Annotated in this window: 10 protein-coding genes and 1 pseudogene; 5 read left to right on the top strand and 6 right to left on the bottom strand. The window is 70.9% G+C overall.

All coding sequences use genetic code 11. The features are described 5' to 3' along the window. Window positions 1-119, top strand: a pseudogene (locus G3I65_RS46790) (xanthine dehydrogenase family protein subunit M); the annotation flags it as partial. Between the two features lie 53 nt (window positions 120-172). Here G3I65_RS46790 and katG read toward each other — a convergent pair. Then, window positions 173-2,449, bottom strand: a complete 2,277-nt coding sequence (gene katG / locus G3I65_RS46785; RefSeq protein WP_160701823.1) for a catalase/peroxidase HPI — start codon at window positions 2,447-2,449, stop codon at window positions 173-175. After that, complete coding sequence (locus tag G3I65_RS46780) at window positions 2,446-2,898, bottom strand: Fur family transcriptional regulator (RefSeq protein ID WP_160701822.1); 453 nt, start codon at window positions 2,896-2,898, stop codon at window positions 2,446-2,448. The genes katG and G3I65_RS46780 overlap by 4 nt, the downstream gene beginning before the upstream one ends. Before the next feature lie 94 nt (window positions 2,899-2,992). On the opposite strand from G3I65_RS46780, the gene G3I65_RS46775 reads away from it, so the two are divergent. From G3I65_RS46775 to G3I65_RS46760, 4 genes are all read left to right on the top strand, one after another. Then, a complete protein-coding gene (locus G3I65_RS46775; protein ID WP_160701821.1) occupies window positions 2,993-3,790 on the top strand; it encodes a thymidylate synthase in 798 nt (265 codons plus the stop codon). After that, entirely contained in the window at window positions 3,787-4,245 is a 459-nt protein-coding gene (locus tag G3I65_RS46770) for a dihydrofolate reductase (RefSeq protein ID WP_160701820.1), read from the top strand. The genes G3I65_RS46775 and G3I65_RS46770 overlap by 4 nt, the downstream gene beginning before the upstream one ends. Before the next feature lie 205 nt (window positions 4,246-4,450). Next, complete coding sequence (locus G3I65_RS46765) at window positions 4,451-6,079, top strand: GMC family oxidoreductase (protein WP_160701819.1); 1,629 nt, start codon at window positions 4,451-4,453, stop codon at window positions 6,077-6,079. Beyond that, window positions 6,076-7,650, top strand: a complete 1,575-nt coding sequence (locus G3I65_RS46760) for a succinic semialdehyde dehydrogenase (protein WP_160701818.1) — start codon at window positions 6,076-6,078, stop codon at window positions 7,648-7,650. The genes G3I65_RS46765 and G3I65_RS46760 overlap by 4 nt, the downstream gene beginning before the upstream one ends. 10 nt (window positions 7,651-7,660) lie before the next feature. Here the strand turns inward: G3I65_RS46760 and G3I65_RS46755 are convergent, their stop codons facing one another. The 4 genes from G3I65_RS46755 to G3I65_RS46745 all read right to left on the bottom strand — a co-directional run bounded on the left by G3I65_RS46755 (window position 7,661) and on the right by G3I65_RS46745 (window position 10,553). Then, the gene (locus G3I65_RS46755) at window positions 7,661-8,554 is read right to left on the bottom strand and encodes a PDR/VanB family oxidoreductase (protein WP_160701817.1); all 894 of its coding nucleotides are present in this window, start codon (window positions 8,552-8,554) and stop codon (window positions 7,661-7,663) included. Further along, on the bottom strand, window positions 8,551-8,682 hold the full coding sequence (locus G3I65_RS58500) for a hypothetical protein (protein ID WP_255482109.1): 132 nt from the start codon (window positions 8,680-8,682) through the stop codon (window positions 8,551-8,553). Before G3I65_RS58500 ends, G3I65_RS46755 begins: the two co-directional genes overlap by 4 nt. Beyond that, window positions 8,679-9,710: an aromatic ring-hydroxylating dioxygenase subunit alpha gene (locus tag G3I65_RS46750; protein WP_160701816.1), complete on the bottom strand. Its 1,032-nt coding sequence runs from the start codon at window positions 9,708-9,710 to the stop codon at window positions 8,679-8,681. Before G3I65_RS46750 ends, G3I65_RS58500 begins: the two co-directional genes overlap by 4 nt. A gap of 84 nt (window positions 9,711-9,794) precedes the next feature. After that, window positions 9,795-10,553 (bottom strand): IclR family transcriptional regulator, encoded by a 759-nt coding sequence (locus tag G3I65_RS46745; RefSeq protein WP_163046875.1) that lies wholly within the window; start codon window positions 10,551-10,553, stop codon window positions 9,795-9,797. Window positions 10,554-10,906 lie beyond the last annotated feature (353 nt).

Genomic DNA, 10,906 nt, shown 5'->3' with positions numbered 1-10,906 from the left:
CGCTGGCGGCGGACGGCACGAACCCGCCGGACGAGCCGCACGCGACGGCGGAGTACCGCCGTCACCTGGCCCGGGTGCTCACCCGCCGCGCCCTCACGGAGGCGGCCGCCCGGTCCTGAACGCCGAAGGCCCGGCCGGTCCACAGTGGACCGGCCGGGCCTTGGCGTCGCGATCAGGCGAGGTCGAAGCGGTCGAGCTCCATGACCTTCGTCCACGCCGCCACGAAGTCGCCCACGAACTTCTCACGGGCGTCGTCGCTGGCGTAGACCTCGGCGAGGGCCCGCAGCTGCGAGTTCGAGCCGAAGACCAGGTCGACCGCGGTGGCGGTCCACTTCACCTCGTCGGTCGACACGTCGCGGATCTCGTAGACGTTCTCCGCCGACTCCGACGCCTTCCACTTGGTGCCCGGCGCGAGCAGGTTGGCGAAGAAGTCGTTGGTCAGCACGCCCGGCTGGTCGGTGAGGACGCCGTGCGCCGCACCGCCGTGGTTCGCGCCCAGCGCCCGCAGGCCGCCGACCAGGACCGTCATCTCCGGCGCGGTCAGGTCGAGCATGTAGGCACGGTCGACCAGCAGGACCTCCGGCTGGCGCTTCTCGCCGTCCCGCAGGTAGTTGCGGAAGCCGTCGGCGCGCGGCTCGAGGACCTTGAACGAGTCGACGTCGGTCTGCTCCTGCGAGGCGTCGGTGCGGCCCGGGTGGAACGGCACGGTCGTCTCGACGCCGGCGTCGCGCGCCGCCTTCTCGACGGCGGCCGAGCCGGCCAGCACGATCAGGTCGGCCAGCGAGATCTGCGCGCCGCCGGCCTCGTTGAACTCGCGCTGGACGCCCTCGAGGACCTCCAGGACCTTGCCGAGCTGCTCGGGCTGGTTGACCTCCCAGTTGCGCTGCGGCTCCAGGCGGATCCGCGCGCCGTTGGCGCCACCGCGCTTGTCGGTGGCGCGGAAGCTCGCGGCCGACGCCCACGCCGTGGAAACCAGCTCGGCCACCGAAAGACCGGACTCCAGCACCTTCGCCTTGAGGGCGGTGATGTCGGCGTCGCCGACGAGGTCGCCCTCGACGGCCGGCACCGGGTCCTGCCACAGCTGCGGCTCGGCGACCCACGGGCCGAGGAAGCGGCTGACCGGGCCCATGTCGCGGTGCAGCAGCTTGTACCAGGCCTTGGCGAACGCCAGCGCGAACTCGTCCGGGTTCTCCAGGAACCGGCGCGAGATCGGGCCGTAGATCGGGTCGAAGCGCAGCGACAGGTCGGTCGTCAGCATCGTCGGCTTGTGCTTCTTGTTCGGGTCGAACGGGTCCGGGATGATCTCCGGCGCGTCCTTCGCGACGTACTGCTTGCCACCGCCGGGGCTGGTGGTGAGCTCCCACTCGTAGCCGAACAGGATCTCGAAGAAGCGGTTGCTCCACTCGGTCGGCTTGTCGGTCCAGGTGACCTCGAGACCACTGGTGATCTGGTCCGGGCCCTTGCCGGTGCCGTTCGTGCTCAGCCAGCCGAGGCCCTGGGCCTCCAGCGGGGCGCCCTCGGGCTCCGGGCCGACGTGGTCGTCGGCGTTGGCGGCGCCGTGGGTCTTGCCGAAGGTGTGGCCGCCGGCGATGAGGGCGACGGTCTCCTCGTCGTTCATCGCCATCCGGGCGAAGGTCTCGCGGATGAAGCTCGCCGCGGCCTTGAAGTCCGCGCTGCCGCGGGGGCCCTCGGGGTTGACGTAGATGAGGCCCATCTCGGTGGCGCCGAGCTCCGGCACCATCTCGGTGTCGCTGGCGTAGCGCTCGTCACCCAGCCAGTCGTCCTCGGGGCCCCAGAAGATCTCCTCCGGCTCCCAAGTGTCGACGCGGCCGAAGCCGAAGCCGAAGGTCTTGAAGCCCATCGACTCCAGCGCGACGTTGCCGGCCAGCACCAGCAGGTCGGCCCACGAGATCTTCTGGCCGTACTTCTGCTTGACCGGCCACAGCAGGCGCCGGGCCTTGTCGAGGTTGGCGTTGTCCGGCCAGCTGTTCAGCGGGGCGAAGCGCTGCCCGCCGTCACCGGCGCCGCCGCGGCCGTCGTGGATGCGGTAGGTGCCCGCGGCGTGCCAGCTCATCCGGATCATCAGGCCGCCGTAGTGGCCGAAGTCGGCGGGCCACCAGTCCTGCGAGGTGGTCAGGACCTGCACGATGTCCTGCTTGAGGGCGTCGACGTCGAGCTTCGCGAACTCCTTGGCGTAGGCGAACTTCTCGCCCAGCGGGTTGCTCTTCGACGAGTGCGCGTGCAGCACGGTCAGGTCGAGCTGGTTGGGCCACCAGTCCTTGTTGGTGCGCGGCCGGCCGCCCGTCTTCGACGACGGCGAGTCGATCGCCGGGTTCTCGCTCTCGCTTCCGTGCGAGGTCACGGAGTCGTGCGCGACCGGGCAACCGGCCGCCGCCTTCTGGTCCACGCCCTGCGCGCTGGACGGGGCGTTGTCCTGGGTGGAGCTCATTTACTTCCTTCCGAGAGCGGCGAATCATTTCGGGTGCGGTCGGCCGCGCAGTCGGGGCAGGTGCCCCAGTAGACGACCTCCGCCTGGTCGATCACGAAACCGTGGTCGTCCGAGGCGGTGAGGCAGGGGGTGTGGCCGACGGCGCAGTCGACGTCGGCGATCGCCCCGCAGGAGCGGCACACGACGTGGTGGTGGTTGTCACCCACGCGTGACTCGTAGCGGGCGTTCGCACCGGCGGGCTGGATGCGCCGCACCAGACCGGTGTCGGTGAGCGCACGCAGCACATCGTAGATCGTTTGGTGCGACACCGACGGGTGCTCGGCGCGCACCAGGTCGATCACCGTTTCGGTGTCGACGTGGGGGTTTTCGCGCAGCACCGCGAGCACGGCCAGCCGGGGCCGCGTCACGCGGAGCGAGACGGCTCGCAACTGCGCTTCGTAGTCGGACATCACGGCCGACCCTAGGACCGTATCTGGAATGAGTCAAGTTATGGCGCAGGTTCCACCCGGTGGTGTCGCGGGGGCGGGTACTAGGCTCGCGGGCATGCCGGACACGCAGTACGAAGACCTCCTCCGCCACGTGCTCGAAACGGGAACCCGCAAGGGGGACCGTACTGGTACGGGCACGAGGTCGATCTTCGGGCACCAGCTGCGCTACCGCCTGTCGGACGGCTTCCCGCTGATCACCACGAAGAAGGTCCACTTCCGCTCGATCGCCTACGAGCTCCTGTGGTTCCTGCGCGGCGACGCCAACGTCGGCTGGCTGCGCGAGCACGGCGTGACGATCTGGGACGAGTGGGCGGCCGACGACGGCGACCTGGGCCCGGTCTACGGCGTCCAGTGGCGCTCGTGGCCCACCCCGGACGGCGGCCACGTCGACCAGATCGCGGAGGTCCTGCGCACGCTGCGCGAGAACCCCGACTCACGGCGGATCATCGTGTCGGCGTGGAACGTGGCCGACATCCCCCGGATGGCGCTCCCGCCGTGCCACGCGTTCTTCCAGTTCCACGTCGCCGACGGCAAGCTGTCCTGCCAGCTGTACCAGCGCAGCGCGGACCTGTTCCTCGGCGTCCCGTTCAACATCGCCAGCTACGCGCTGCTGACCCACATGATCGCCGCGCAGGTCGGCCTCGGCGTCGGCGACTTCATCTGGACCGGCGGCGACTGCCACATCTACGACAACCACGTCGACCAGGTCCGCACCCAGCTGGCCCGCGACGCGCGGCCGTTCCCGGTGCTCGGGCTGAAGCCGGCGGAGAGCCTGTTCGACTACACGTACGAGCACTTTTCGGTCGACGGCTACGACCCGCACCCGGGCATCAAGGCCCCGGTGGCGGTGTGATCGGGCTGATCTGGGCCCAGTCCTCGAACGGCGTCATCGGCCGTGACGGGCAGCTGCCGTGGCACCTGCCGGAGGACCTGCGCCACTTCCGCGAGGTGACGGCGGGCGCGGCGGTGCTGATGGGGCGGCGGACGTGGGAGTCCCTGCCACCGCGGTTCCGGCCGTTGCCGGGGCGGCGGAACCTGGTGCTTTCGCGGACCCCGCAGGAGGGGGCCGAGACGTTCCCGTCGCTGCTCGCCGCGCTGGCGGCGGTGTCCGGTGACGTGTGGGTGATCGGCGGGGCGGCGGTGTACACGGCGGCGCTGCCGGTGGCGGACCGGATCGTGGTGACCGAGCTGCGGGAGTCCTTCGAGGGGGACACGCACGCGCCCGAGGTGGGGCGGGCGGCGGAGTCCGTGGGGGAGTGGCTGGAGTCTTCGACCGGCCTGCACTACCGCTTCCTGAACTGGGGCTGAGCTCCGGCGGTCCCTGGGCACGGGCGTAGTGAATGACTCATTCATGTCGTCCGACGACATGAATGAGTCATTCACTGCATCCCGGGCCAGGCGCCCCGCCGGTTGGCCCGGTTCCAGACCGTTGCGCTTCCGGGGCTTGACGCTATACGGTTGCCTGACTAGAACACGTTACAGTTTACGTGTCCGGGCGGACCGAGGAGCGGAAATGGCGAAGCGGGCGCCGCGCGGCGACGAAGCCGATTACGTCGTCGTCGGGTCGGGGAGCTCCGGTGCGGCGGTTGCCGGGCGGCTGGCGCAGTCCGGGGCCAGCGTGATCGTGCTCGAAGCGGGCAAGAGCGACGAGCAGCTGCTCGTCACCAAGCCCGGCATGGTCGCGCCGATGCACGCGGTGCCGCAGCTGAAGAAGATCGTCGACTGGGGCTACTACTCCGTTCCGCAGAAACACGTTCTAGATCGACGGATGCCGGTGCCGCGGGGCAAGGTCGTCGGCGGGTCCAGCTCCGTGAACGGCATGGTCTACGTTCGCGGGAACCGCGCCAACTTCGACTCCTGGGCCGCCGAGGGCAACGAGGGCTGGGACGCCGACAGCGTCAACGCCGCCTACAAGCGGATGGAGGACTTCGAGGACGGCGAGAACGCCTTCCGCGGCGCCGGCGGCCCCATCCGCATCACCCGCAACAAGATCCCGCAGGAAGGGACGCTGCAGTTCCTCGAGGCCACCGCCGACGCGATCGGCTGCGAGATCCTCGACGACTACAACGCCGAGTCGCAAGAAGGCGTCAGCCGGATGCAGCAGAACGCCGCCGACGGCCTGCGCTACAGCGCCTCGCGCGGCTACCTCCACCACGCGCCGTCCTCTCTCCAGCTCCAGTCGCGCGTGCTGGCGAAGAAGGTGCTCATCGAGAACGGCCGCGCCACCGGCGTCGAGGTGGTCGACGCCGACGGGAGCCGGCGCACGGTCCGGGCGGGCAAGGAGGTCATCCTCGCCGCCGGGGTCGTCGGGTCCGCGCAGCTGCTGATGCTCTCCGGGGTCGGCCACGCCGAGCACCTGAAGGAACACGGCATCGACGTCGTCGCCGACCTGCCCGTCGGGGACAACCTGCACGACCACATGTTCCACGCGCTGACCTTCCAGGTGTCCTCCAGCAAGCTCCGCGGCACGGCGCCGTTCTTCGCCCGCGGCCTGGCCAAGGAGCTGCTGCGGCCCGGCTCCACCTTCCTGGCCAACTCGGTCTTCGAGGCGGTCGCGTTCCTGCGCACCTCCCAGGCCGAAGCCGTCCCCGACCTGCAGCTGCACCTGCTGCCCTGGGCGTACGTCTCGCCCAACCAGGACGCCCCGATCCGGCACGCCGTCGACAAGCGCGGCGCGCTGACCGTCCTCACCACGCTGATCTACCCGAAGAGCCGCGGGACGCTGCGGCTCGCCTCGGCCGACCCGACGGCCGCGCCGCTCATCGACTTCCAGTACCTCGCCGACCCGGCCGACCTCGAAGTGCTCGGCGAAGGCTCTGAGATGGTCCGGGAGATCATGGCCTCGAAGGCCTTCGGCGGCGCCGTCAAGGAGGAGATCCACCCCGGCGAGAACCTCAAGGGCCAGGCGCTGCGCGACGCGATCCTCAACCGCGCGACGTCGGTCTACCACGGCGTCGGCACCTGCCGGATGGGCGTCGACGAGCTCGCCGTCGTCGGGCCCGACCTCAAGGTGCGCGGGGTCGACGCGCTGCGCGTCTGCGACGCCTCGATCATGCCGTCGATCACCGGCGGCAACACCAACGCGCCCTGCATCATGATCGGCGAGATGGGCGCCCAGCTGGTCCTCGGGAGCCGGTCATGACCCTCACCCCGGTCGGCCTCACCCGCCCGGCGTCGGTGACCGGCGCCTTCCTCGACCGGCTCGTCGCCCGCGTGCCGGGTTCGGCCGGCGCGACCTGGAAGCTGACCGAGGTCTACACCGGTGACGTCCTCGTCGAGCTTCCGCAATCGACGCCCGAAGACATCGAGCGGGCGTTCGCCGTCGCGCGCGAGGCACAGCGCAAGTGGGCCGCCACGCCGGTCAAGCAGCGGCTGGCCGTGTTCAAGCGGGCGCACACGCTGTTCGTCGACCACGCGCGGGACATCGCCGACCTCATCCAGGTCGAGAGCGGCAAGAACCGGCGGATGGCGATCGAGGAGACCTGCGACCCGCCGATGGTGATGAGCCACTACCTCAAGCGCGCGGCCAAGCTGCTCGCGCCGGTCAAGCGCGGCGGGCCGGTGCCGCTGGTGACGTCCTCGACCGAGGTCCGGCGGCCCAAGGGCGTCGTCGGCATCATCGCGCCGTGGAACTTCCCGTTCGCCACCGGCATTTCCGACGCCGTCCCGGCGCTGATGGCCGGCAACGCGGTCGTCCTGAAACCCGACAACAAGACCGCGCTCTCCCCGCTCTACGGCATCCGGCTGCTGGAGGAAGCCGGCCTGCCGGAAGGCCTGTTCCAGGTCGTCTGCGGCGAGGGCCCGGACGTCGGCCCGGCGCTGATCGACCAGGCCGACTACGTCATGTTCACCGGCTCGACGGCCACCGGGAAGGTGATCGGCGAGCGGGCCGGGCGCAACCTCATCGGCTGCTGCCTCGAACTCGGCGGCAAGAACCCGATGATCGTTCTGGACGACGCGGACATCGGCGAAGCCGTGCAGGGCGCGGTGTTCGGCGCGTTCGGCAACACCGGGCAGATCTGCATGCACGTCGAACGGATCTACCTGCCGGAGTCCCGCTACGACGAGTTCAAGGACGCGTTCGTGGCGCGCGCGAAGGCCCTCGACGTCCGCGCCGCGTACGACTTCGGGCCCGAGATGGGCTCGCTCGTGTCGGTGGACCACATGCGCCGCGTCAAGTCCCATGTGGATGACGCGGTCGCCAAGGGCGCGAAGGTGCTGTGCGGCGGCAAGCCCCGCCCCGACCTCGGCCCGGCGTTCTTCGAGCCGACGATCCTCGAGGGCGTCACGAAGGACATGCTCTGCGGCGTCACCGAGACGTTCGGCCCAGTGGTGGCGCTGCACACCTACCGCACGGTCGACGAAGCGGTCGCGCTGGCCAACGACACGGACTACGGCCTGAACGCGTCGGTCTGGAGCACCGACGTCCCGGCGGCCCGCGCGCTGGCGGCCCGCATCGAGTCCGGCAACGTGAACGTCAACGACGTCCTCGCGACGGCCTACGCGGCCAAGGGCACCCCGTCCGGCGGCGTCAAGAACTCCGGCGTCGGCGCCCGCCACGGCGACCAGGGCCTGCTCAAGTACACCGACGGGCAGAACCTGGCGGTGCTGAAGAAGCAGGTGATGGGCCCGCGGCCGGGACAGGGGTACGAAAAGTACGTCGAGAGCATGCTTTCCGGGCTCAAGACGCTGCGGAAGCTGCGCCTGCGCTAGCCGCGCGCCGTCAAAGATCGAGCACGAGCCGCGGCGAGCGGGCGCGGGACACGCAGAGCATCAGCACCTCGCTCTCCTCCCGCTCGGCCGCGGTCAGCACGGCGTCGCGGTGGTCCGGCGTCCCGCCGAGCAGGCCGGTTTCGCAGGTGCCGCACGTCCCTTCCCGGCACGACGACAGCACCGGCACCCCGGCTTCCTCGACGACGTCCAGGATCGACCGGTCCGCGGGCACGGCCAGCACTCGGCCCGACCCGGCGAGCTCCACCTCGAACGCCGTGCGCGGGCCGTCGTCCGGTTCCGGGGTGAAGCGCTCGACGTGGAGGTTCGCGAAGCCGAGTGCTTCCACCGCCGCCAGGAGCGGCGCCGGGCCGCAGCAGTACACCGCGGTGCCCGGCCCGACGGGCAGGCCGGCGAGGTCGAGCAGGCCGTCCTCGTCCTGCGGCCGGATCGTCACGCGGTCGCCGTAGCGGGCCAGCTCTTCGGTGAAGGCCATCGACGAGCGCGTCCGGCCGCCGTACACGAGCTGCCAGTCGCCGGCGCGTTCGAGCATCGGCAGGATCGGCGTGATGCCGATGCCGCCCGCGACGAACACGTACCGCTCGGCGGGCACCAGCGGGAAGTGGTTGCGGGGCGCCGACACCACGACGTGCTGCCCGGGCACCAGGTCGTCGTGCACGTACGCCGAGCCGCCGCGGCCGGCGGGCTCCCGCAGCACCGCGACCTGGTACGCCGAGGTGTCTCCGGGGCGGCCGCAGAGGGAGTACTGCCGCACGCCGCCGGGCAGCTCCACGTCGATGTGCGCGCCGGGGTCCCACGGCGGCAGCGGTCCGCCGCCCGGATCGCGCAACGTCAGGCGGACGACGTCGTCGGCCACCTTTTCCTTCTCTGCCACCAGGAGTTTCATCGGTGTCCTTCGGGGTGGGCGAGCAGCCAGTCCCAGAGCGCGACCGGGTCGTCGAAGTCCCGTTCGGCGCCGCAGTGGCAGATCGCGTGCAGCCAGTCGGTGCCGGGGACCCAGAGGACCCGGTTCACGGCGAAACCAGCCGCTGCAGCATCCGGCGCGCGGCCAGGCCGCCGGTGTCGATGTTGACCGAAAGTTCCTGGTAGCCCGCGGGTTCCGTGGCGATGACCCGCTCGAGGACGTCGAGTGCTTCGACGTCCTGCAGCACCACCGTGCGGTTGTTCTCGGCCAGGAACGCCGACACGCCCTCGTCGTCGAGCGCGAAATCCCGTGCCACGGCCCAGAAGTCGTGCGTCGAGTGCTCGGTCTCCGGCGTGATCGCGTAGACGACTTCGACGTGGAAGGCGTCGGGGTCGCTGCCGTCCGGCCGCGGCACGGACCCGACCGGCGCGATGCGGCTGTGCAGCTTGTACAGGCAGGGCGGGGTGTACTCGATGTCCTGCCAGCGCGCGATCCGGCCCTGGAGGCCGGTCGACTTGGCGTAGAAGGGCGGGCATTCCGCGTCGTCCATGTGCCGCGAGACGTAGACGATGCCGTTCTCCTCGTCGACTTCGGTCGTGATCGGCGTCGCGGCGACCTCCGGCGTGCCGATGTAGCCGCCGTGCAGGTAGGTCTCGTGGGACAGGTCGAGCAGGTTGTCGACCAGCAGCGAGTAGCGTGCCTTCAGCGGCTCCATCCCGGCGACGGTCGTGTAGCCGGGCGAGTCGAGGTACGGCGCTCGCGGGATCCGCGCGGCGTCGGCCTTCTCCGGGTCGCCGATGTAGATCCAGACGAAGGAGTCCTGCTCGACGACGGGGTAGCGCGGCAGGCGGGCGGTCCTGGGCACCCGGGTCTGGCCCGGTACCGCGACGCACTTGCCGTCCGCGCCGTAGGTGAAGCCGTGGTAGCCGCAGACGACCTGGTCGTCGACGAGCCGGGAAGGCTTCTGGGACAACGGGAACCGCCGGTGCACGCACCGGTCGGCCACGGCCGTCACGCTCCCGTCGCGGGTCCGCCAGAACAGGACCGGCTCGCCGCACACGGTGCGGCTGAACAACTCCGCGCCGATTTCGGATCCGTAGGCGGCGACGTACCACTGGTCGCGGGGAATGGCGCTCATCGGAGTTCGTCCTCTCGTGGCGGGGACCCCAGCCTGAGCGGGCGGGCCCCTCGCCGCGAAGGGCGTTTCCATAAGTCGGAAAGCTCAGCCGAGAGCGCGGGAGATCGCGCGGGCGCTCGTGCGGACCAGCGGGGCCAGCGCGTGCGGCGACGCGCTGCCGTACCGCACGACGAGGGAGACCGCCGCGACCACCTGCCCGCGGGCGTCGTGGATCGGGGCGCCGACCGAGAGGCTGTCGAGGGTCACCTGGCGCTCGCTGATGGAGAACCCGTGGGTGCGGACGTCGGCGAGCAGGTGCCGCAGGCGGTCCGGGTCGGTGACGGTTTCCGCCGTGTAGCGCTCGATCCGGCCGGCGAGGACGTCTTCCTGCACGTCGGCGGGCGCGTGGGCGAGCAGCACGAGCCCGACACCGGTCGCGGTCAGCGCGAACCGGCCGCCGACGCGGGTCAGGACGGGGACCGCGCCCGAGCCGGCGATCCGTTCGATGAACACCACCTCGGTGCCTTCGCGGACGGCGAGCTGGACGTTCTCCCGCGTGATCTGCGAGAGGTCTTCGAGGAACGGCAGGGCGCGTTCGCGCAGGCCCAGGCCGCGCGGGGCGAGCGAGCCCAGCTCCCACAGCCGCAGCCCGACCCGGTAGACGCCCGATTCGTCCCGTTCGAGCGCGCCCCACGCGCAGAACTCGCGCAGCAGCCGGTGCGCGGTGGCGGCGGGCAGCCCGGCCCGGCGCGCGACCTCGCTGAGCCGGAGTTCGGGGTGGTCGGGGGAGAAGGCTTCGAGCACCTTGAGGGCGCGGCCGAGCACCGGCCCGGTGGCCCCGGGAACCCGACCTCGATGCGGCACGGCTACCACCCCTGGGCGAGGGTGCGGATCTTGAACAGGTCGATCGCGCGGTGGACGCGGACCGTCTTGATCGAAACGCCGGCGTACGCGGCCGGCCTGGCGAGGGGGATCACCCTGCCATGATGCCGCGCATGGGCAGGGCCGCAGACTCGCCGATGACGTGAATGACTCATTCCTGTCGCCGGACGACATGAATGAGTCATTCACGTCGTCCGCCGGGGCGTGTCGGGGAGCCGTCCGCGCGCGCCGTGTCAGACTTCGCGGCGATGGTCACCCCAGCCGATCTTGCCGACCTGCTCGAATGCGAGCACCGCAGTCTGCTCCAGCAGGCCTGGGCCGCGGGCCTGCCCGGC

The organism is Amycolatopsis sp. SID8362, from assembly GCF_010550475.1.
GTDB lineage: Bacteria > Actinomycetota > Actinomycetes > Mycobacteriales > Pseudonocardiaceae > Amycolatopsis > Amycolatopsis eburnea.
The sequence above is the reverse complement of the archived record's forward strand: the minus strand, read 5'-3'. Positions and strand labels throughout refer to the sequence as shown.